The organism is Marinomonas sp. HM11-D, assembly GCF_057626615.1.
In genome coordinates, this window is the sequence record NZ_JBMMKT010000001.1 from 134,314 (window position 1) to 157,201 (window position 22,888).

23 protein-coding genes are annotated in these 22,888 nt (G+C 40.3%); all 23 read left to right on the plus strand.

Features of this window, described 5'->3' with window-relative positions; genetic code table 11:
• From pseI to ACOSVP_RS00700, 23 genes are read left to right on the plus strand one after another with little or no spacing between them, the layout of a single operon-like run.
• The gene (gene pseI, locus ACOSVP_RS00590; RefSeq protein WP_487345573.1) at positions 1 to 1,029 is read left to right on the plus strand and encodes a pseudaminic acid synthase; all 1,029 of its coding nucleotides are present in this window, start codon (positions 1 to 3) and stop codon (positions 1,027 to 1,029) included.
• Positions 1,011 to 2,003 (plus strand): UDP-2,4-diacetamido-2,4,6-trideoxy-beta-L-altropyranose hydrolase, encoded by a 993-nt coding sequence (gene pseG / locus ACOSVP_RS00595; protein ID WP_487345574.1) that lies wholly within the window; start codon positions 1,011 to 1,013, stop codon positions 2,001 to 2,003. Before pseI ends, pseG begins: the two co-directional genes overlap by 19 nt.
• Before the next feature lie 20 nt (positions 2,004 to 2,023).
• Complete coding sequence (locus tag ACOSVP_RS00600; protein ID WP_487345575.1) at positions 2,024 to 2,554, plus strand: GNAT family N-acetyltransferase; 531 nt, start codon at positions 2,024 to 2,026, stop codon at positions 2,552 to 2,554.
• 49 nt (positions 2,555 to 2,603) lie between these two features.
• Positions 2,604 to 2,843 (plus strand): acyl carrier protein, encoded by a 240-nt coding sequence (locus tag ACOSVP_RS00605; RefSeq protein ID WP_067204418.1) that lies wholly within the window; start codon positions 2,604 to 2,606, stop codon positions 2,841 to 2,843.
• Between the two features lie 20 nt (positions 2,844 to 2,863).
• Entirely contained in the window at positions 2,864 to 3,628 is a 765-nt protein-coding gene (locus ACOSVP_RS00610) for an SDR family NAD(P)-dependent oxidoreductase (RefSeq protein ID WP_487345576.1), read from the plus strand.
• A 9-nt stretch (positions 3,629 to 3,637) separates the two neighbouring features.
• A complete protein-coding gene (locus ACOSVP_RS00615; protein WP_487345577.1) occupies positions 3,638 to 4,981 on the plus strand; it encodes an AMP-binding protein in 1,344 nt (447 codons plus the stop codon).
• Complete coding sequence (locus ACOSVP_RS00620; protein ID WP_487345578.1) at positions 4,978 to 6,057, plus strand: LuxE/PaaK family acyltransferase; 1,080 nt, start codon at positions 4,978 to 4,980, stop codon at positions 6,055 to 6,057. Before ACOSVP_RS00615 ends, ACOSVP_RS00620 begins: the two co-directional genes overlap by 4 nt.
• Positions 6,047 to 7,168, plus strand: a complete 1,122-nt coding sequence (locus tag ACOSVP_RS00625) for an acyl-CoA reductase (RefSeq protein WP_487345579.1) — start codon at positions 6,047 to 6,049, stop codon at positions 7,166 to 7,168. Before ACOSVP_RS00620 ends, ACOSVP_RS00625 begins: the two co-directional genes overlap by 11 nt.
• Positions 7,169 to 7,191: 23 nt before the next feature.
• Positions 7,192 to 8,133 carry a glycosyltransferase family 2 protein gene (locus ACOSVP_RS00630; protein ID WP_487345580.1) on the plus strand — a complete coding sequence of 314 codons (942 nt, stop codon included), beginning with the start codon at positions 7,192 to 7,194 and terminating at the stop codon, positions 8,131 to 8,133.
• A gap of 2 nt (positions 8,134 to 8,135) precedes the next feature.
• A complete protein-coding gene (glf, locus tag ACOSVP_RS00635; RefSeq protein ID WP_487345581.1) occupies positions 8,136 to 9,314 on the plus strand; it encodes a UDP-galactopyranose mutase in 1,179 nt (392 codons plus the stop codon).
• Complete coding sequence (locus ACOSVP_RS00640; RefSeq protein WP_487345582.1) at positions 9,314 to 10,201, plus strand: glycosyltransferase family 2 protein; 888 nt, start codon at positions 9,314 to 9,316, stop codon at positions 10,199 to 10,201. Before glf ends, ACOSVP_RS00640 begins: the two co-directional genes overlap by 1 nt.
• On the plus strand, positions 10,140 to 11,198 hold the full coding sequence (locus ACOSVP_RS00645) for a glycosyltransferase family 2 protein (RefSeq protein WP_487345583.1): 1,059 nt from the start codon (positions 10,140 to 10,142) through the stop codon (positions 11,196 to 11,198). The genes ACOSVP_RS00640 and ACOSVP_RS00645 overlap by 62 nt, the downstream gene beginning before the upstream one ends.
• A 35-nt stretch (positions 11,199 to 11,233) precedes the next feature.
• Positions 11,234 to 12,505, plus strand: a complete 1,272-nt coding sequence (locus tag ACOSVP_RS00650; protein WP_487345584.1) for a glycosyltransferase — start codon at positions 11,234 to 11,236, stop codon at positions 12,503 to 12,505.
• Positions 12,502 to 13,278 carry a glucose-1-phosphate cytidylyltransferase gene (gene rfbF, locus ACOSVP_RS00655; RefSeq protein ID WP_487345585.1) on the plus strand — a complete coding sequence of 259 codons (777 nt, stop codon included), beginning with the start codon at positions 12,502 to 12,504 and terminating at the stop codon, positions 13,276 to 13,278. The genes ACOSVP_RS00650 and rfbF overlap by 4 nt, the downstream gene beginning before the upstream one ends.
• Positions 13,279 to 13,285: 7 nt before the next feature.
• Positions 13,286 to 13,852 (plus strand): dTDP-4-dehydrorhamnose 3,5-epimerase family protein, encoded by a 567-nt coding sequence (locus ACOSVP_RS00660; RefSeq protein WP_487345586.1) that lies wholly within the window; start codon positions 13,286 to 13,288, stop codon positions 13,850 to 13,852.
• A 37-nt stretch (positions 13,853 to 13,889) separates the two neighbouring features.
• The gene (locus ACOSVP_RS00665; protein ID WP_487345587.1) at positions 13,890 to 15,056 is read left to right on the plus strand and encodes a class I SAM-dependent methyltransferase; all 1,167 of its coding nucleotides are present in this window, start codon (positions 13,890 to 13,892) and stop codon (positions 15,054 to 15,056) included.
• Positions 15,057 to 15,872: an NAD-dependent epimerase/dehydratase family protein gene (locus ACOSVP_RS00670; protein ID WP_487345588.1), complete on the plus strand. Its 816-nt coding sequence runs from the start codon at positions 15,057 to 15,059 to the stop codon at positions 15,870 to 15,872. It abuts the gene before it with no gap.
• 11 nt (positions 15,873 to 15,883) lie between these two features.
• The gene (locus tag ACOSVP_RS00675) at positions 15,884 to 16,651 is read left to right on the plus strand and encodes a cephalosporin hydroxylase family protein (protein WP_487345589.1); all 768 of its coding nucleotides are present in this window, start codon (positions 15,884 to 15,886) and stop codon (positions 16,649 to 16,651) included.
• 32 nt (positions 16,652 to 16,683) lie between these two features.
• Entirely contained in the window at positions 16,684 to 17,700 is a 1,017-nt protein-coding gene (locus ACOSVP_RS00680; RefSeq protein ID WP_487345590.1) for an NAD-dependent epimerase/dehydratase family protein, read from the plus strand.
• A gap of 59 nt (positions 17,701 to 17,759) precedes the next feature.
• Positions 17,760 to 18,812: an SDR family NAD(P)-dependent oxidoreductase gene (locus ACOSVP_RS00685; protein WP_487345591.1), complete on the plus strand. Its 1,053-nt coding sequence runs from the start codon at positions 17,760 to 17,762 to the stop codon at positions 18,810 to 18,812.
• A 24-nt stretch (positions 18,813 to 18,836) separates the two neighbouring features.
• Positions 18,837 to 20,027, plus strand: a complete 1,191-nt coding sequence (locus tag ACOSVP_RS00690) for an NAD-dependent epimerase/dehydratase family protein (protein WP_487345592.1) — start codon at positions 18,837 to 18,839, stop codon at positions 20,025 to 20,027.
• Between the two features lie 47 nt (positions 20,028 to 20,074).
• The gene (locus tag ACOSVP_RS00695; RefSeq protein ID WP_487345593.1) at positions 20,075 to 21,943 is read left to right on the plus strand and encodes a nucleoside-diphosphate sugar epimerase/dehydratase; all 1,869 of its coding nucleotides are present in this window, start codon (positions 20,075 to 20,077) and stop codon (positions 21,941 to 21,943) included.
• Positions 21,943 to 22,884, plus strand: coding sequence for a hypothetical protein (locus ACOSVP_RS00700; protein ID WP_487345594.1), 942 nt, complete (start codon positions 21,943 to 21,945; stop codon positions 22,882 to 22,884). The genes ACOSVP_RS00695 and ACOSVP_RS00700 overlap by 1 nt, the downstream gene beginning before the upstream one ends.
• Positions 22,885 to 22,888: the final 4 nt, after the last annotated feature.

Genomic DNA, 22,888 nt, shown 5'->3' on the forward strand with positions numbered 1-22,888 from the left:
TTGAAAAAATTCACTCTACCTACTCCCTTTATCATCGCTGAATTGTCTGGTAATCACGATCAAGACTTTGGCACGGCTAAGGCGATGATTAAGGCGGCGGCAGACGCGGGTGTCGATGCGATCAAGTTGCAAACCTATACTGCCGATACCATGACGCTGAATGTGCGTAATGACGAGTTTATGATCGGTGAAGCGGACAGTTTGTGGCAAGGTCAGAACCTGTATGACTTGTACGGCAAAGCCTGCACCCCTTGGGAATGGCATCAGCCATTGTTTGACTATGCAAACTCGCTTGGTCTGGTAGCCTTTAGCTCACCGTTTGATGCCTCTGCCGTAAAGTTTCTCGAAAGTCTAAATGTGCCACTGTATAAAGTGGCGTCATTTGAATTGACGGATATCCCTCTGATTCAAAAGATCGCCGCCACTGGCAAGCCCACTATTATGTCTACCGGTATGGCGTCCATTGAAGAGATTGAGGAGGCCGTTGCGGCTTTTCGTCATATCAGTGAGGCGGAGCTGGTATTGCTCAAATGCACCAGTACGTACCCTGCAAAGATGGAAGACTCTAACCTTGCCACCATTCCAGATTTAGCGCAGCGATTCGGCTGCCGAGTAGGATTATCTGACCATACTCGCGGTATCGGAGCTGCAGTAGCATCGATTGCCTTAGGGGCGAGTGTGATTGAAAAGCACTTTGTGCTGGATCGCTCGGCTGGGGGCGTGGATGCCGAGTTTTCTATGGAGCCAGAAGAAATGGCAGCGCTTGTTGAGAATTGCCAACAGGCATATGCGGCGATTGGCTCGATCAAATACGGTGGTTCGGAAGCCGAGCAAAAGGCCAAGAAATACCGCCGCTCGATTTATATTGCCCAAGACCTGCCCGCTGGCACTTTGCTGCGTCCCGAGCATATTAAGATCATTCGACCTTCATTGGGTTTGGCACCAAAGCACTGGAATGAAGTCATTGGTCGTACGTTAAGAACTGATGTTCAGTTAGGTCAGCCATTATCATGGGACATTCTCGACTAAAAGTTGTCATACGCGCCGATGCTTCTGTGCAAATTGGTATGGGGCATCGTGTGCGTAGTGAAGTGCTTGCTGAGGTCTTTTCTAAGCAAGGTGCTGATGTTCGTTTTGTTGTGCATGCCTCATGCTCTGACTTGGCTAAGGACGGTGACTTTGTTTTTGAGTCAGAGGCAGAGTGGCATGAATTGGCTCGCCAGGCAGATTTCTTAGTACTGGATCATTATGGCTATGATGTGGCTGCGATTAATGAATTATTCCAGCTCAACCCTAACCTTCTGGTGCTAGACGATAACAATAATCGCGGTGCTTTTTACTGCCGTTGGCTGCTCAACCCCCTTTTTCTTTCCTATACGCAAAGCGTGCAGTGCCCTTTAACGGGAGGTCGGTTTGCATTATTACGTCAGCAGTTTTCTCGTCAACAAGCCCAGCAAGAAATAGAGCGGCAAAAACTGCTGTTAACTTTTGGTGGCACGGACCCGCTTGAATTGACATTACCTTTTATTAAGTCCTTGTTAGAAAAAGGCTTTCCTTCGGAATATCTGCTGGTTATGGTAGGCTCTGGCGTGCAAAATGCTAAAGAAATTGAAGCCTACTGCCGACAACAGACCATTGAATGCCAAATAGGCGTAAGCCAAGTATCTGAGTTGATGGCTCGAAGTCGATTTGCCATTTCTGCAGCAGGCGGCACTTTATTTGAGTTAGCTTGTATGGGCGTACCGACGCACTTTATTCAGGTGGCAGACAACCAGAAAGATGCGCTTGAAGAGCATGCGGCACTAGGTTGGTGTTCGGCGACGGACTTTATCAGCTGCGAGCCAAATGAGCGTTCGGGCTTGGTAGATCAAGTGGTTAATAATGTTCTAATCGCTTGGCAAACAGACTTGAGTGAACCTTCACACTTGGCACGTGAATGCGTCGATGGATTAGGTGCCTGGCGAGTGGTCGAAACCCTATTGGCGTCTCGTTTGGCAACATAGCAAGGCCTTGATGGGGTACTATGGCAGTCATATTTAAGCGTTACCAAATAGAGTATAGAGTCATTGAACAAGGTGACATTGAGCAATTACGCCAATGGCGCAATCGTGACGATATTCGTTTGATGATGGTGGATCAGAGTGAGATCTCGCCAGCGCAACAGCAGGCATGGTTTGAGCGCTTAGGTGCGCACAAAAATCGCCACCATTTTGCCCTGTGGTTTCGTGATCAATTGATTGGTTACGCCAATGCATCCTTAGATGAGTCAGAGAGCGCAAGCACTGGGCTGTACATAGGCCATGAAAAATATCGAGGCAGTATGCTCGCCCTATGCGTAGGGGTTGGCTTAAGTGAATGGTGTTTTGAACAACTGCCGATCACCAGTATTAGTGCCCAAGTGGCACCCCATAACCAGGCGGCGTTACGTTTTAACGAAAGCTTAGGCTATCGAGTGGTCGAGCAAAATGACAGCTGGGTCTTTCTCAGTAAAACACAACAAGAATTTGAGCAAGCAAGAGAGCGTTTATTACCGCTTTTATCGCGTTTCTCATAAACAGATAGTCTTCATAAACGAAACGTTTGAAGAGTAGGTACCGATTACTATGACAAATAACGAGCGTTTGGTCGCAGCGTTTGCCAGCAGTTTAAACATTGAAGCGAGCCAAGTTGTGGATGAACTAGAGTACAACACCATTCCACAGTGGGACTCTGTGGCTCATATGGTATTAGTAGCAGCGTTAGAAAAAGAATTTGATGTGATGCTGGATATGGATGACATCATCGAAATGAGTTCGGTGAAAATCGCCAAAGAGATTCTCGCAAAGCACGACGTTGCATTTTAAAACAGATTAAGGTCATTACGATGCGCCAAGCCGTTCAAAGCGAGTCACTGTCAATGAGTAAAGCCGTACTAATCACTGGCGCGACCAGTGGCATAGGTTTGGCCTTGGCGAAAACGCTTGCCGAACAGGGTTATGCGGTGATTGTTAACAGCCGCAGTGAAGCGGATTGCTCAGCCCTTGCAGAGTCGATTGGTGGTTTTGCGTTACCCTTTGATGTGACCGATGAAGTGGCGTTAAAAGCGGCCTTTAAAACATTAAATGGCTATTTGCGTGACAATGAATTGACCTTATACGGATTGGCTCATTGCGCCGGTTCTATGCTTACTCAACCGTTTCACTTTACCAACGCAGCAGTGTTGCAGCAGATGCTGAACGAGCATGTGGCTGGGGCGTTTTTACTCAGTCAATGGTCGTCCAAGCTAATGATGCGTGAGCAGCAGGGAGCCATTACTTTACTTTCTTCTGTAGTGGCGCAGCAGGGCAGTATTGGCCAGGTGGCCTATGCTTCTGCCAAAGCCGCCATTGAAGGGATGACTAAGTCCCTTGCCAAAGAATTAGGTCAGTACGGAATTCGTGTCAATGCGGTGGCCCCTGGGGTGATTGATACACCTCTAATCGCTGAGTTAAGTGATGAGCAACGCAGTGCCATACAGAAATCGACGGTACTTAAACGCCTAGGCCAGCCGCAAGATATTGCGCAGGTATTGGCTTTCTTGCTCAGCGATCAATCTGCTTTTATGACAGGCCAAGTGCTTTCTGTCGACGGCGGCTTGCAGTTGCCCTAAGGATTCATCATGCAGCTTATTGAACGAATCAAACAACACACTGGCATTGCCCTGATCGATGCTCAGCAAACCGTGTCTTATGGGCAACTGGTTCAGCAAGCCGAGCAAGTGGCGAGTCAATTAGCTGCCCATCAATTGGTGGCCTTGGTGATGGACAATAGTGTTGCCGCCATTGTCGATTATCTGGCGTGTCTGATGGCGCGAGCACCGATGGTCTTATTAAGCGATGCCGCTCAGCTTGAGCAGTACACGGAGTATCAGCCCAATTTCCTGTTACACAGCAATCAGGTCTCAGCGCTGACGCCTTTGAGTGTAGGACAGAAAGCGCATGACGATTTGCGTCTGCTACTGTCCACGTCAGGCAGTACTGGCTCACCGAAATTGGTGCGTCTTTCTGCTCAGAATCTAGGTGCCAATACTGCTGCTATTGTCGAATATTTAGAGCTTGATAGCGCAGCACGTTCCATCACCTCATTACCGTTAACTTACTCGTTTGGCTTGTCGATTCTCAATTCCTATCTGTGGGCAGGGGCGAGTCTAGTGGTTACTGAGACAAGCATTACTGATAAAGCCTTTTGGGCCTTGATGAAAGAGCATGCGGTGACGTCTTTTTCTGGTGTGCCGTTCCATTTTGAGACCTTGCAGCGTTTACGCTTTTTTAATATGTCACTGCCGGCGCTTAAGGTCTTTACCCAAGCGGGCGGTAAGCTGCGCAATGAGGTACTTCAGGCATTTGCGGAACATTGCCAAGCCAATCAGCAACGCTTTTATGTGATGTACGGGCAGACCGAAGCGGCACCACGTATTTCTTATTTACCCTCTGAGCATTTGCTAGAAAGGCTCGGCTCCATCGGTATCTCCGTTCCAGGTGGGAAGCTATCTTTGGTGGATGAAAATGGTTGTGAAATCACTGAACCTGATCAAGAAGGGGAGCTAATCTATCAAGGCGAAAATGTCATGATGGGTTATGCAGCAAATCGAGATGACCTAGGTTTAGGACAGGGTGAGCCTGTTTTGCATACCGGCGATCTAGCTAAGCGTGATGCAGACGGTTACTTCTATATTACCGGTCGTAAAAGCCGCTTTATCAAAATGCAGGGCAAGCGTTTAAGTCTTGCCCATCTTGAAGAAACCTTAAAACAGCTTGGCGTCACAGAAAATGCCTGCTTAGGCCAAGAAGATAAACTGGTGATTGCGTATGCAGATGCGCAGCAACAGGCTACGATTGAGGATTACCTTAAAGAGCTCAATATCCATCCGATGTTTTATCAACTATTACTGCTCGAACAGATTCCCCATACCAATAATGGCAAGGTCGATTACCCGACTTTAAAACAGCAGGCGTGTTTGTGAGTGATAGAAGTATGAGCGATTGGAAGTCCCTTGAGGTCTTTGGCGTTACTAAAGCGGAAAAGCAGGCTTGGTTGCTGGATCAACTGAACCGCCTGACGCAGCATCATCAAGCTAATTGCCAGCCGTACGCAAACTTGCTTGCTGGCCAAAATCTGCAAGCAGGCGTTGCTGAATCGTTAGATGCGCTGCCGTTTGTGGCCGCACGGTTATTTAAAATGCTGCGCCTAAGTAGCACCGTGCCCGACAAGGTGTTTAAGACACTGACGTCGTCTGGCACAACCTCACAAGTAAAGTCACACATCGTGTTGGATCGTGAGACGGCCGCCTTACAGTCTAAAGTGCTGGTCGCTCTATTATCGTCTTTTACGGGTAAAGCACGTCGCCCAATGTTGATTATCGATCACGATGGCTTAACTGGCGATAAAGCTGGCTTTTCCGCCCGTGGTGCGGGGGTGCAGGGGCTTTCTTTTTTAGGCCGAGATCATACTTATGCGTTAAACGCCGATATGACACCGAACTGGCCAGTCATTGATGAATTCATTGAAAAATATGCTGATGAACCAGTGTTGATTTTTGGTTTTACCTTTATGGTTTGGCAGCATTTTATTCAGCCCTTAATCGCGTCAGGTCGATCAAATCAGTTGCCTCAAGCCTTGCTGTTTCATTCTGGTGGTTGGAAAAAACTGCAAGATCAAGCGGTGTCTAATGACACTTTCAAAACCACGGTGTGCCAAGCCCTTGGCGAACAGGTGGCGATCCATAATTTCTACGGCATGGTTGAACAAATTGGTAGCGTGTTTGTGGAATGTGAGCGAGGTCATTTGCATGCGCCCAGTTACGCCGATGTGATTATTCGTGATCCAGAGACGCTAGCTGAGCAGGACGTCGGTGAGACTGGCTTAATTCAAGTGCTGTCCTTTATCCCAACCAGTTACCCAGGGCATTCGATTTTAACCGAAGATCTTGGTCGCCTGTTAGGGGAAGATGATTGTCCTTGTGGTCGCAAGGGCCGTTATTTTGAAGTGCTAGGGCGTTTACCGAAAACCGAAGTACGAGGTTGCAGCGATGTCTTCTAATATTCGATTATGGGCTGGCAACTCTGACTTTCTACACTGGACGCGCACGACTGTGGCGGCCTTTTCTAGTGAGCGTATAGCGTTTCTTACCACTCTGTCACAACGGCTACTTGCAGGAAATTACAGTGCTGCGTTAAAAGCCTTGGGCTTTTGGTTACGAGAGTCGCAACTGCGTCAATGGCAACAAGAATACGCCCACGATGACAAAACCATGCTGGCCCCAGTAGGGCGCGTATTGATTGTGTCGCCGTCCAATGTCGAGGGCTTATTCGCCTACAGCTGGGCATTGTCCTATTTAATGGGTAACCAAACGGTAGTGCGCGTTAGCGAGCAACTAACCGACAATCAACAGGCGTTGTTTGCCTTATTAGAGTCATTGGATAAACAAGCTGCGGGGCTGTCTGAGCAAGCTTTTATTAGCTACGACAAACGTTCTGATTGGACACAAACGCTGAGTCACTGGTGCCAACTGCGCATGCTGTGGGGCAGTGATCAAAGTATTGAGTCCATTCGTCAGATTGTACTGCCTGCCCAAGCCCAAGAATGGGTATTCCCTGATCGTTACTCGGTCAGTGTGCTCCATCTAACGGAAGCGGATGTACCGCAACTGCCCAAACTAGCAGAAGGTTTTGCGCGAGATGTGAGTACTTACCAACAGCAAGCCTGTGCGTCACCAAAATGGGTATTTTGGTACCAAACCGATAAAGCCTTACAGCAGCAGTTCTGGCAGGCCGTGGATACGTATTTAGTGAACGCCTTTTCTAGTAATGAGCGATTGGTCGCCAGCCAGTATTTGTGTGCTTTGGGAGGGATAGAATGCCATCGCGGTAATCTTCAGGTGGTCGAAGCATCGAGCATTTTAGGATGCGATCAAAATTTGTTGGGTGTGGTAGGGCAGACTTGTCTCGATGATTTGAATAAATGTTCAGATCTCTTACCTGAAAATATTCAATCTGTAGCGTGTTATGGTTTAGCAAGAGAGCACAAAACTCTGATTGCCAGCTGTTCCCAAGTTCGACAATTTAGTCCACTGGGCCAAGCATTGAGCTTTGACCCAATTTGGGACGGCGCTAACTTATTTCTTACTTTAGCTCGTCAAGTTCGTCTCTAACTATTTATAAAAAGGAATCGTCTGTGCGTCTTAGTGTGGTAATCCCAGCGTATAACCTAGAGCGTTATATTGCAGAATGCTTGGAAGGTGTGCTGCAGCAGCAGGTTGATTTCGATTATGAAGTCATCTGTGTCGATGATGCGTCTAGCGATGGGACCTGGCAGGTAATGTGTGAGTTAGCACGACAGCATCCAAGTTTAGCGATCTATCAGAATCCACAAAACCTAGGATTAGCAGGCACACAACGTCGTTTATTTGCACTCGCCACAGGTGACATTATTGCCTATATGGATGGTGATGATGTGGCCTTACCTGGAAAACTGCAGGCCTTAGTCAATTACCTAGATGCTCATCCAGAGTGTTCAATTGCCTTTCATGAAGCCGAAAAATTTGATGATGAGACTGGTGCGTCTTTGGGTATGTACACCCGAGATTTCTATAATGCTAAATACTTGACGCCAATTACTGATGTCTCCGATTTGATTCGTTACGGTAATTATATCAATGCCAGTTCGGTTGCATTTCGCGCGCATGAAAACCTTGCCAATGTTGTGAACAAAAACTGCCAAATTATCTTGGACTATCCTCTACATATTATGAATGCCTTGTTTACAAAGGGCTCTATTGGCTTCATTGATCAGATATTAGGTCGTTACCGGATTCATTCAGCGAGCTTTATTGGGCGCACAAAAAATTCACCTGAAAGGCGCATTCGTTGTTTAGAAGATCAAATTGCAGCCGTTAAAGAAGCAATATCCTTTGGTCTGCCACAAGAGCTTGTGGACCAAGGGGTCGCGCATCATCGCTTTTGTGCAGCGTTAAATTTTTTAAATATGGGACATAAAGAATTGTTCGAGTCTTATATTGCTCCTTATGAAGGCTGTTATTTTGATGATCGCCATAGACGTTTATATGAGCAGCGTGATGAGAGCGTTGACGTATTAAAAGAAATGATTAGGAGCTAACTGTGTACGATGTTGTGATCGTTGGTGCAGGATTATCTGGTGCGGTAATGGCGGAACGTTTTGCCAACCAGCTAAACAAAACCGTCCTCGTCCTTGAAAAGCGTGCCCACATCGCAGGGAATTGCTTTGACTATATGGATGAAGCGACTGGCATCTTAGTGCATCAGTATGGTCCGCATTTATTCCACACCGATAATGCTTCGGTTTTTCAGTATTTATCACACTTCACTGACTGGGTGGATTACCGTCATAGGGTGACGGCAAATTTAACGCTCGCGGGTCAGGAGGTGCAGGTTCCTTTACCCTTTAATTTCGCGAGCATTCGCGCCTGTTTCCCTAATGAGTACGCAGAACTGCTAATCCACAAGTTACGCACTCGCTTTGGCGAGGGGGCTCGAGTCTCGATATTGGCACTACGTCAAGAGCAAGATGAAGAGCTGATCAAGTTAGCCGACTTGGTTTACCAGCAGGTATTCATCAACTACACCACCAAACAGTGGGGCAAAACGCCAGAACAGATTGATCCTGCGGTGACGGCTCGAGTGCCAATTGTCTGTTCTGAAGAGGATGGTTATTTTTCCGATCCTTATCAATGCGTGCCCAGAAATGGCTACACCGCTATGGTGAGCAATATGCTAGCCAGCTCTTTGATTGATGTGCAATTGGATACGGATTTTCGAGAACGGCTAAATATTGATTTGCTTAGCCAGTCCATCACGCTTGATGGCAAGCCGTTTATGGGAGATGTGATATACAGTGCGAGCTTGGACTTATTGGCGATGGAACATGAGGCCCTGCCTTATAGATCACTACGTTTTGAATTTGAAACACTTGCCATGAAGACCTTCCAACAGGGGACCACAGTTAATTATCCTCAGCACCCGAGCATGACACGCATTACTGAGTTTAAGCACATCCCTAATAGTGGCCAGAGTGCTGAGCAGACGGTCATCGTCAAAGAGTTTCCGATTGACTACGATCCTAATGATCCCGCTGCCAGCGTGCCTTACTACCCCGTGTTTGATGAGTATTCTCAAACCATATTTAAACAGCTGAAGGCGCAGGCCGAACAAGTTCCAAACTTAACGTTGGTTGGCCGTCTAGCTCAGTACCAGTACTTTGATATGGATGATGCGGTTGCTAATGCTCTCACTTTATTTGAAAGATGGGAGTTTTCGTGATGCCCATGATTACCGTAGCCATGCCGGTAAAAAATGGCGCGGCTTTTTTAGCTGAAGCAATCGAAAGTATTTTGACTCAAAGTTATGAGGACTTTGAGCTACTTGTTCTAGATGATCACTCTGATGACGACAGTGTAAAAATTGTTAAGGCTTATGAGAGTTTAGATCCACGTGTTAAGTTGCTTCTAGCAAAAGGTGAAGGTTTAGTCTCTGCTCTGAACCAGTTACTGGAAGTAGCCAAAGGTAGGTATTTCGCACGCATGGACGCTGACGACATATCGAATCCTGCTCGACTAGAAAAGCAATTCCTACATCTAGAGCAACATACCGACTGTGGTATTTTGGGGGCTTGGGTAAACGTAATCGGTGAAAAAGAAGAAGTTTGGCATTACCGTCGAACTTTTTCTGATACCGCTACGCTACTTCTAATGGGAAAAACGCCACTCTGCCATCCTTCTATTATGGGACGTACGCCTGTTATGCGTCACTTGGGCTATCGCAGCAAATACTTACATATGGAAGATATGGACTTGTTTGCTAGGGCTCTTTCTCAAGGCGTTCAATTTTATGCATTACCTGAAGTTTTACTGCATTATCGGGTTCACCCGAAGAGTGTGTCCTCAAAAAATGAGCTTTTCCAAATGTCACAGCGAGCGCTAATTGTCAAAGACATATTAAATGCTACAGCCCCTACATACGATGAGCGACTCATTAATCCATTTATTCGTTGTGTCTCTTATGGGCAATCCTTTGATAGGGAAACATTACCCTTATTGAAGCAGTATATGTCTGTGATATCTGAGTCCTTGATCAAGATAGGAGTAAATGAGTCAGAAGAATGGCAAAAAAAACAACGATGGCTTGAAGGAGTTGATGGAAATGGATAGAAGTACCGAAAAGGTTCAAGTTTGCTTACCTGTTTACAATGGTTCAATGTATGTTCGTGATACCTTAAAAACACTTCTTGATCAGACTCACTCAAATCTAGAGATTTTAGTTCTAGATGACGCATCAACAGACGGTACATATGAGATTTTAAATGAGTTAGCAGCAGTAGATACTCGTCTATCTTTGCACCGTAATGAGCACAACATGGGGATTCTTTTTTCTCGAAATCGCTTATTTGAACTAGCGGATGCTCGATTTATTGCCTTGGCTGATGCCGATGACTTATTTGAAAGCAATCGAATAGAAGAGCAATTAGCTTATCTAAAAAAACACGATCTAGGTATGGTGAGTTGTGCCTACAGTGCATTTGGTGAGCGAGAATTCGATTTCTTTCCTCCTGAGAAGCATGATGTAATTAATGCTTATATGTTGCTTTATAATGTGATCGCAAACCCTGGAGTATTGTTAGATAGATCTAAAGTGGCGTTAGAAGATATTCTAGTAGATCCAGCATATCGAGGAGCAGCTGACTATGATTGCTGGCTTCGCTTATTAAGCAAAACGCAAGTTGGATGCGTACCTAAAAAGTTAATGCGTTACCGGATACATAAAGGTCAAGAAAGTACCGAAAACTTTTCACGTCAACAAGATTCTCATTTACGAATTCTCGAACGTGAATATCAAAAACTAGGCTTAAGTTATGATAAAGAAGCCTTAAAAGTTCTGATTTGGCCTCATATTTATGGGGATGGGCTAGATAAGAATCAACTTCTCAAAATTTCTAGATACGTAAAACTACTACTGGCTGATATTTCAAGTAGTTCATTGTCTGAAAGTAAAGCACTAAGTTTTGCTCTTGATATTCGTTATAAGGGGATATCAAGAAGGTATGGAGTAAGAGGCTTCTATCTATACACTAAAAATGCTGGGGTGAATAGACTCTTATCTGGAAAGAATAAGGGACTTAACTTTATGTATGATTGTTTTTTTAGATAAACGCCTATCAAATATAATAAATGTTGGAGTTGATTTTGGCTGATAATCCTTATTTTACAATTATTATACCTACTCGTAATCGAGAAGATTTACTGTATCAGGCTCTTTCATTTGTTGACGATTTAGAGTTTTTAGATTACGAGGTGATCGTTTCTGATAATGGTGATATGCCGATAAATGAAGAAAGATTTTCTTGTTTTTTTGCTAAAGAAAAATTTCATTATAAGCGACCAGGATCAGTTCTAAGTATGACACCACATTGGAACTTTGTTATTGGCGAGGCCAAAGGTAAATATGTAACTGTACTAAATGAAAAATGTATATTGAGAAGGGATTTTCTAGATGTTATTTATCGTGCATCTAGAGAGGGATGGTATGATATTGTATCTTGGCAATATGATCATTTCGATTTGATAGATGAGGCTGATTATAAAGGATTGTATCATCCTTTAAATATGCCGATGGCACCTAAAGATTATGATCCAATAGAAACGTTAAAAGATAAATTTTCTTTTGAGTACCCAATATTTTCTAGATTTAGAAGGAATGTAAGCAATCATGGAAAGGTTTATTGTGGTTTTGTTAAAAGAGATATTTTGTTGGATATAAAGGAAAAGGTTGGAGATGTGTTCTTTTATCTTATTCCTGATTTCAGTTCTTCAATTTTGATTCTATCAATTGCAAAAAAATGTATTGATGTGAATGAGAGTTTAATGCTTCTCATAGCCTCAGACATAGCTTCCAATGGGGCGAAAACACGTATAAGTGTAGGTGAAATGCGAGGCTTTATAGAAAGTTATGGATATGATTTAAATTCGTATGCTGCGGATTTGATTTTCCCTGGTTTTTGGGTTGGTCATCATATTCATATTGCTACTGAATATAAAAAATTACAAAGTATTTTTAGTAGTAATGTTCTTGATGAAGTGACAATAGACTACGAGAATTTAAAGTTTTGGTTACTATGGGATCTGGAAAGAATTATCGATTGGGGTGATTATAAAAAAGAAGATTTTATTAATTTAATAGGGAGGCTTTCAGATTCTAAAAAGAAAATTTTGGAGATGAATTGTTCTAATATAAATCTTCCATGTGTAAATGAGGCTTATCATTCAATTAAGGATAAGGTTGAATTTTTTGAAGATGGAATTTTGCCAGAGGATTTGGCTGTCTTACATTGGATTCATGGAGAAGCGTTACCGAGGAAAAGTATCTATAAAGAAGGCGTTAGTTTAAAGTTCGCTGAAGATTATCTTTACAGATATAATAAAAAGTCAAAGTCAATTTTATACGGTAAAAATCAATGAAAGCTGTGATTTTAGCTGGTGGATTTGGGACTCGCATTAGTGAAGAGTCACAATTAAGGCCAAAGCCAATGGTTGAAATTGGAGGGAAACCAATACTATGGCATATAATGAAAATGTATTCTTATTATGGGATAAATGAGTTTATTATATGTCTTGGTTATAAAGGGTATGTAATAAAAGAATATTTTGCCAATTACTTTTTGCATATGTCAGACGTGACCTTTGATTTCTCAGAAAATAAAATGGAAGTCCATGAAGAACATGCTGAACCTTGGAAGGTAACTCTTGTTGATACGGGGGAAAATAGTATGACAGGAGGGCGCCTACGAAGGGTGAAAAAATATTTAGATGATGATCAACCCTTTTGTTTCACATATGGTGATGGTTTAAGCGACATCAATATTGGTCAGCTAATTGAATACCATAATTCACACGGTAAAAAAGCTACAGTAACAGCAGTTACGCCTCCAGGTCGATATGGTGCTCTTGAAACAAACCCCGATGGATCAGTTTCTGGATTTATTGAAAAGCCAAAAGGTGATGGGGTTTATATTAATGGTGGTTTTTTTGTTTTATCGAAAGATGTAATTGATTACATTGATTCGGATCAGACTACCTGGGAGTTAGATCCTATTAAAAAGCTTTCAGAAGAAGGTGAGTTAAACTATTACACTCATGAAGGTTTTTGGCAGCCTATGGATACCCTTAGAGAAAAAAACTTACTTGAAAGTTTGTGGGAGAAAAAAATAGCGCCTTGGAAAAAATGGTCTTAGGATTTTTATGATTAAAATTATCGATCTTCCAATTAATGGCGTTAAAAAAATAATTAGAAATAAGTATAAAGATGAGAGAGGAACATTCAATAAAGTTTTTGACGAAAACTTTATCTATGGGGTAGGCGATTTTAAAGGTATAAAGCAAGTTAATTATGTTGAAAGTGATTTTGTTGGTAGTGTAAGGGGGATGCATTATCAAGAGTTTCCTTATTCTGAATATAAGTTGCTTTCCTGTTTGAAGGGGGAGATATTTGATGTGCTAGTTGACCTTAGGGTTAACTCTAATACTTACCTTAAATATTTTAGTATTAAGCTTTGTGAAGAAGAAAGTGAAACAATCTTAATTCCACCTGGTATTGCTCATGGATATCAAGTCATTAGGTCTGCTCATTTAATATACATGCATGATCAGCCTTACTTGCCAGATTATGAATCAGGTGTAAGAGTTGATGATCCTAAAATTAATATTGAATGGCCATTACCAATTAAAAAGTTATCTATCAGGGATTTAAGCTTTCAACTAATTGATGAGAATTTTGTGGGGGTTGATCTTGAAATGTCGAAATTGTAAGAATGAATTTTTAGATGACTTTTTAGATTTAGGATGTATGCCGCCGGCAAACTCATATTTAAATTTAGATGAGGTTGATGGTTTTGAGCTGGTGCTTCCTTTAAAGATAGTTGTTTGTAAAAAATGTTTGCTAGTTCAGACTGATGATAGTTCAACTCCTGATTTATTTTTTAATAAAGACTATGCTTATTTTTCAAGTACATCTAGTAGTTGGGTTGAGCATGCAAGACTTTTTTGTGAAAGCATGATTGCTAAATTAGGTTTATCTAAAAGTAGTTTTGTTGTAGAGATTGCTTCAAATGATGGCTATTTATTAAAGAACTTTGTGGATAAGTCCATTCCTGCATTAGGTATTGAGCCAACTATAAGTACTGCTAGTGTTGCTCGAGAAAAGGGCATAGAGGTGCTAACAGAGTTTTTTACAAAGAGTTATGCCAAAAAAATATGTCAAGATTATAGAAAGGCAAATTTAATTGTCGCTAATAATGTTCTTGCTCATGTACCAGATGTAAATGATTTTGTCTCTGGTTTAAAAGAATTATTAGATGAAGCTGGTGTTATTAGCGTAGAGTTCCCTCATTTTCTAAATTTAGTGGAAAAAATACAGTTTGATACTATTTATCATGAACATTACTCGTACTTTTCACTTTTTGTTGTCGAGTCTATTTTTGAAGCGAATGGATTAAAAGTTTTTAAGGTTGATGAGTTAGACACTCATGGCGGTAGTCTACGTGTTTACTGTTGTCACTCTGAACTAGAATTGGAAATTGATGAGTCTGTCAATAAGATGCATGATAAAGAAAGATTGTTTGGAATGAAAACTCTAGATTTTTATCAAGGATTTCAAAATAAAGTCGATGCATGTAGAGAAGATCTAATTAAATTTTTAAAATCTGTTAAAGATGAGGGCAAGGAAATCGTTGGCTATGGTGCAGCGGCTAAAGGAAATACTCTTTTAAATTACTGTGGTGTTGATAGTAGCCTTCTACCTGTGGTTTTTGATAAGGCAGAGTCAAAAGTTGGAAAATTTTTACCAGGAAGTAAAATTCCAGTGAGAGGGGTTGAAGAGCTTTATTCTAGTTCTCCTGATTATATATTGATACTTCCATGGAATATTTCTACTGAAGTGAAAAATCAAATATGTTCAAGGATGAAAAATAAAATTGAATTTCTGGTAGCAATACCTAGCTTGAGGTTCGTATAAATGAAACGTGCCTTAGTGACCGGAGCTAATGGGTTTATAGGTAGAAGTTTGGTTCCATTGCTCTCTGAATACTATTCAGAAGTAGTTATTGTTGTGCGAAGAAAGAGTGGATTTTTTTTAAATCTTAGTAATGTAAAAATTGTATATACCAAAGATCTCTATGAAGAGAGCGAGACATGGTGGTTGGATATAGTTGAAGGGATTGATGATGTTTATCATTTAGCTTGGTATGTCGATAGTGACTATTTAACATCTTTTGAAAATTATAGAAATTTATACGGATCGTTAAAGTTTTTTGACTATATAAAAGATAGTGGTGTTAAGAAAGTTATTGCGCTTGGATCATGCTTTGAATATAAAATTACGGGTAATTATTTATCTGTAGAATCTCCTATTGATTGTGGTTCAATATACGCCGAAAGTAAAAACATTCTCTGGCAAAGATCTCAGTTACTTTTTTCTGATAGAGTTAGTTTTATATGGTGTAGAGTCTTCTTTGTTTATGGTGATGGTGAGCCTAAAAGAAAGTTATATACATCGGTGCTTGAATCTATCTCTAATGGAGAAGAACTTAACCTGAGCAATCCATTTAGTGTTCGTGATTTTATTAGTGTGCAAGAAGCATCTGAACAGATATTAAAACTAGGGTTATTGTCTGAAGGCGGTGTTTTCAATATTTGTTCTGGCACTCCAAAGAGTGTTTATGAATTTTGTGTTGATATAGCAGAGAAAAATAGAGCTGGATCAAAAGAACTCATAGTTTATGATGGTAATGGGTTGTATAGTAAGAAAGATTTTATAGTTGGAATTAAGTAAGGTGGTGATTTATGGATTTTCAGAAAGAAGTGATTGAAAGAATTGGTGGATATCCAGAAGATTATGATTTAATTGAGTCAGCAAAAGATTTTGTCAGAAAGTCTACTCTTCCTAAATATAGCTATAATTTTTCTTTTTTAGGTAGACCGATTATCCAGTTTCCTCAAGACATTGTTGCTGTACAAGAAATTATATGGAAAGTAAAACCAGATCTTATTATTGAGACCGGGATTGCTCATGGTGGATCACTTATTTTAAGTGCTTCATGTTTGGCTCAAATCGAACTGTGTGAAGCGGTTGAAAAAAATGAGCTACTTGATCCATCTAAACCAAAGCGTAAAGTGATTGGTGTTGATATAGATATAAGAGCTCATAATAAGAAGGCTATTGAAGCCCATCCAATGAGCTCTCGAATTGAAATGTTAGAAGGCTCTAGCATTTCAAGTGAAATCTTTGAACAAGTGAAGGCCATGGCTAGTGGCTATCAAAATGTCATGGTGTTCTTAGATAGTAATCATACACATGAGCATGTACTTACAGAACTAGAGTTGTACTCTGAGTTAGTTACTTCTGGAAGTTACTGTGTTGTTTTTGATACTGTCATAGAAGAGCTTCCCGAAGAGTTATTGCCTAAAGATCGACCATGGAAAAAGGGTGATAACTCGATGACGGCTTTGAAAGAGTTTTTGTCTAAAAATGATCAATTCTATATTGATAAAAACATTGATAATAAACTTTTGATTACTATGTGTCCTGAAGGATATTTAATAAGAAAATAATAGTTTAAGGTTTCAATTTTAAGAGCATTAGCATGAAGATACTGATTATAGGAAATATGGGATATGTTGGATCCACTGCAGTTAAAGCATTCCGAGACTACTGGCCAGATGCCTGTATTATTGGCTATGACTTAGCTATTTTTAGCCAGTGCTTAAGTTCAAATGACCCCATACCGGAACGTTATCTTGATGCTCAATTTTTTGGTGATGTTAGGCGTTTCGATAGCAAATTTTTAAAAAATGTCGACACCGTTGTCTACTTGGCTGCAATCTCAAATGATCCCATGGGGAATGAGTTTGAAGCGTTAACACAGGTAATTAACCAAGATTGTGCTGTTGAAATTGCTAAAGTGTGCAAGCAGAATCAAGTTAGTCGGTTTGTCTTCGCCTCTAGTTGCAGTGTTTATGGCTTTGCTGAAAATGATGCCCGTACTGAAACGTCTGAATTAAACCCCTTGACCGCTTATGCTAAGTCAAAGGTTCACTCTGAAAGTAAGTTACTCGAATTAGCGGATGCCTCTCTTCAAGTTACTTGCTTACGGTTTGCTACTGCGTGTGGAATGAGTCCGAGGCTACGTTTGGATTTAGTGCTTAATGATTTTGTTGCCGGAGCAATGGTCAACAAAAAAATTGAAATTCTGAGTGATGGAACTCCACTACGGCCTCTCATAGATGTAGCGGATATGGCAAGGGCTTTAGCGTGGGGGTGTGTGCGTGATGGGGAAGATGGTTTAGTTGTGAATGCTGGAAGCAACGATTGGAATTATCAAGTTAAAGACCTAGCTTATGCCGTAAAAAATGTATTGGGTGATGATATAGAGATAACGATTAATCCTAATGCTGCGCCAGATAAACGCTCATACAAAGTAAATTTCGATAAGTTCAAATCTCTAGCACCAGATTTTTACCCGATTATTAATTTAGAGGACTCTATTAAACGAATTAGTGATGGGTTAGCTGAGATCGGTTTCGACGATGTAAATTATAGAAAATCTAGCTGGATTAGATTAAATGTATTGAGGACTGCAGTTTACACAGGGCTTATTTAGGAAAGGCTTGTTTTATATCTGTTTTAAATAGCTTGATTAGTATTTTTTAAGGTGCTTTTATGAATAATAAAATTGATTTTCTAAAAGAAAAATCTGTTCTTGTCACAGGAGCCTGTGGCACTGTTGGAAGCGAACTGGTTAAGCAGCTTCTAACTACTTATCAAGTTAAGCATCTCGTTGCTATTGACAATAACGAGTCGGATATTTTTTTTCTTCAACAAGAATATCAAAATTATTCCAATGCCAGCTTTTTTTTAGCAGATATACGAGATCAAAAAAAACTTATTCGCCTATTTAAAAATATCCAAATAGTCTTTCATGCTGCAGCTTATAAGCATGTTATTCTTTGTGAACAGTCGCCTTTTGATGCTGTACAGACAAATATACATGGCGTTCAGAATGTTATTGAAGCCGCCTACGATGCAGGTGTAGAAAAGGTTATTTTCACCAGCTCTGATAAAGCCGTTAATCCAACAAACGTTATGGGTACATCCAAGTTGATGGGGGAGAGGTTGATGACGGCTGCAAACAATGTATATCGTGAAAATAGTACACTGTTTAGTTCTACTAGATTTGGCAACGTGCTGAATTCAAGAGGTTCTGTCATTCCAATTTTTAAGCGACAGATTCAAAAGGGTGGCCCTGTTACTCTGACTAATCCCGAGATGACTCGTTTCATTATGACCATCGAAGAGGCTACTAGGTTAGTGATTGACTCCAGCTTATTAGCAAGAGGTGGAGAGGTGTTTGTCACCAAGATGCCTATTATAAGGATTCAAGATCTCGCCGAATGCATGATTGAAAAGATGGCTTCTTTATATGGTTATAAAGCTGAAGATATAAAAATTGAAGTTATTGGTTCTAAACCTGGTGAGAAACTATACGAAGAACTTATGAGTGACGAAGAAACTCGTCGAACCTGTGAATTAGATAACTACTTTTCTGTAAAGCCAGCGTTTGGTAACGTGGTCGAGGATATTTGCTACGATTACCCTAGGAAATTATCAGATAGTATTGATCGCCCATATAATTCGAAGCTAGAGAAGGCTATGTCGAAGAGTGAGTTAGCTGATTTCTTGGAAAAGCATCAGCTTCTCTTAGTTGATAAGTAACAATTTTATTTTATAGGAAATCTGATGTCTTCACATATTCTTATTCTTGGGGGAGATGGCTATTTAGGCTGGCCTACGGCAATGTACTTCTCCCAAAGAGGTTATAGCGTTACTGTTGTCGATAATTATATGCGTCGTCATGCTTGTAATGAAATTGATGTCGGTATGCTTTATCCAGTGCCAACATTGCAAGAGCGAGCTAAAATTTGGTATGAGCATACAGGAAAAGAAATAAAGGTTGTTATCTCTGACTTGGCGAATCCTGAGAATATGCGATCCCTATTCAATGGGCTCGTTAAATATCAGTGGGCGATTGACCACAAATATTCAGGTCTGCCAGATACGATTATTCATTATGCAGAGCAGCCATCGGCTCCATATTCTCTGATGGACTATCATCATGCTGATATCACATTGATGAATAATCTCCGAGTAACAAATAATCTCGTTTTTGCTGTTCGTGATTACTCCAGAGACTCTCACATCATTAAACTTGGAACAATGGGCGAGTATGGCACACCGAATATTGATATAGAGGAAGGCTGGTTAGAAATTGAGCATAAAGGGCGAAGAGACAAGTTTCTTTTTCCTCGGCAAGCGGGATCTCTTTATCATACGACTAAAGTCATGGATACGGATTTACTTTGGTTTGCGGTACGCATGTGGGACCTTAAGGTAACTGATTTAATGCAGGGGCCTGTGTACGGAAACGTGACTGAGGAGTCTTCAATAGATGATAGGCTTAAAACTCTGTTCAACTATGACGAGGTATTTGGCACAGTGGTAAACCGCTTTGTTGTCCAGGCTGTTGCAGGCTACCCCCTTACTATCTATGGTAAAGGAGGACAAACCCGTGGCTATTTGAATATCAAGGATACTTTACAGTGTGTTCATAAGTCAGAACAAACACCTGCAAAGAAATCTGAATTACGGATCTTTAATCAGATTATGGAGACTTTTTCAGTCAATGAGCTAGCGGAACTGACACATAAAGTGGCTACTCAGTTAGGGTATGATGTAACGATCAATCGTATGGAGAACCCTAGGAAAGAAGCTGAGTCCCATTACTATAACCCAACCTATCATGGCTTAGTTGATATTGGAGTTGAACCTCATTATTTAACAGAAGAGGTTATGGGGCAGATGCTCTCTGTGGCCGATAAATATAAGGCAAATATACGCAAAGATGTCATTTTTAGAGGTGTTAAATGGTAGGTGAAAAAAGGTTTGATTAGCTTCTTAATTAGGGTGGATTGAAAGATATGAATATTGGTTTTTGTTTTTTTAATTCGCCCGTATCTAATCAGGTTAAAGATATCTATCTGGAGTGTCTTCGACTTGATAAAGATATAAAAAATAAATTCAGCTTGATTGTTAAATTAGAAGATTATAATCAGGACTCTGATTGGTTTGATATCAATACATTGGGGTGTGAGGTTTTTTTCTTTAATAGTTGTGAAAAAAATAAGCTTAATTTTTTTGATGTTTTAATATTTTCTGAGTCTAATTTCTCCGTATATGAGGAGTATCCTGATTCCATTGTTAAAATTGGTTTGCCACATGGTGTTGATATACCAATTTTAAAAACAATTGAGGTATGTGGCGCAGGTTACTGCTTTGATTATATCTTGAGTATTACTCAGCAACCTGTCTATTCTCCTGAGCGATTTTTTGATCGTTTTCCAATTGAACTTCGCAATCACTCAAGATCTTATTTAGCAGAGATTCCATTTGGTTTTCCTAAACTAGACCGGTTTATTCAACGTGTTGATTCCTTACCTAAGCATAAAAAACAATCAATTATTTATCATCTTTCATACTTGGCTATAGAGGAAAATTGGGTATGTGATGAGGTGTTACCTACACTTAGGATACTATTGGAGTCTTTTCCCAATAGGATGATTGTTTTTCGGCCATATCATTTAGATCGAGAGCATGAATTAATAAAAGAGTGTGTTCAGCTCGGTCGAGGCTACTCTAATTTTTTCTATAGTACAGACGACTCATATATCAATGATTATTCTTCTGGCTTAGTTATGCTTTGCCATAGACGGTATCAGCAGCACTTATTTGGATTAGCAACAGGTGGAAGTACTGTTTTGTGCACGCCATATAGTAATACTGATAATTCTGGAAATTATGAGGGACTGTTTACTTGCAACCCAAATAAGCTAGTAGATTGTATAAATTATGCTTTAATTGAAGCCGAAAATATTACTAAATCTGAACGTGATAATCGATGTTTTAAAGCTGGGATACATCACCCAGGTGAAAGTATAAAATACTTATTGTCAAAGTTAGATGATATTGTACAGGACAATGAACAGCCGGATTGGAACTATTATTATTTAAATCCTAACTCTACTCATGATTTGAGTCGTGAGATTTGTCTAAACTTACTATCAGTGAAAAGAGCAAATCTATTTTTTGTGTCATTGAGTAACTTAAATAATGACATAAGATGCTTTGCATTACTGTGTTGTGCAGATTCTTATGCCAGAGCAAATTTTTTACATTTTTACTATTATCGATATTCGTTAAAATTTTTATCCAAGATATTGGCTGAAAATAATATTTCAGATGAGTTGAATGGTTTGATTAAGAAGTGGTGGTTTAGTTCAGGAATTAAAGTTTTTGATCTTTTGGAAGAAGATTCGAGAACTAATGGTTTGGGTTTTATTGAGTCAAAAAATGATTTAATAAAAAAATTTTCTAATGAGAATATGCCTGAATTTGATTGTGTATTTAGAGGTAGATTTTTTAATTTATCTAAGTTGGAAGTTTGTGAGAAATTACCTCCAGTGATTGTTTATGGCGCTGGTCAGGTAGCAGAAGACTTGTTTAGTGATTTTGGGATGGAAGCTCTTAATGTATTAGCTGTGGTCGATTCTGATAGCAATAAAAAAGGGCAAGTCTTTAATGGTTTCTCAATCGAGTCTTTAGAATATATTGAGTCTATACTATCTAAAGAAGATGTTTTGATCTGTTCATATGCCTTTGTGGAAGATATTTATAAGTCCCTTTTGAAGTACTCCGATCATATTGGTGATATATATGCAATCGTATATGATGATATCCTTTCTAGTCTTCTTCGGTATGTGTCTACTTTAGAGAAAAAAGGACCATTTTAATGAGTGCGTTTAGTTATTTAGAGTTTGGAAGTATAGATTCTGTAAGTGGAAAGAGGACGGTATATGATTATCGCACACACGATCAAGCTTATGAATGGCTAATGTACGCACGCTATTCAACTGATATTGTTGCCTATAAACGTATGAAACAGGCCATTTCTAATTTCGATGAAAAAAGTTGTGTAGATACCTTTAAAAAAGAGATTCATCATCAAGATGACTTGGTGGTTAATAATAATAAGCTTTTAGCTCTATCGATTTCAGGGGGGGGCTTTTTCGAACTAGGGCAAACTTTATTTGGCTGTATTGACGGAATGGAGTTTTTAGCTGAGCTGAATGAAAAAATAATAGGCTTTAAGAATGAAGTCGACTTGAGCAGAGTAAAATGGCGAGGTGTTGATATCTCTGATTTTTTCAACACGCTTGCTCCAATGCTGCATGCTCAATATGATATCAAAGTATCTACTGAATATATTAAGAGTAATGTTGATGTTTTTTTTGCTAAAGGTATTACTCTTCTCTACGCCATTCGATCCGCGCAACAGCTGAGCGATTTGGTATTAAATAGTAAAGTTGCCGTGTTTGACTATTCATTTAGTCTGAATGATGAACAACTTACGCAAGTGGGTACCGGTAAAGATGTTAGTTATTTATCCAAAGATGAGTTTCTTATTTTCTATGATAATGTTCGTTCAGGTGGTAAAGACATCTGGGTTCGGACGAATTCAGGTCCAAAAGAGTCTACTGATTTGTTCTATTTCGAAGGCGTAGTCTGTGAAGAGCCTTTGGCTGAACTTTATATATCTAAGCAAACTTCTTGGTATGCTACTTTCAAAGAAGCTTCCCCTCTTCTTTCTAACTCCTTAGTGCATCAGAGGGGAGAAGAGTACTGGAGTTGGAGCAAGCTTAGTGATGTGATGCATACATACGATGTGAGATAAAGTA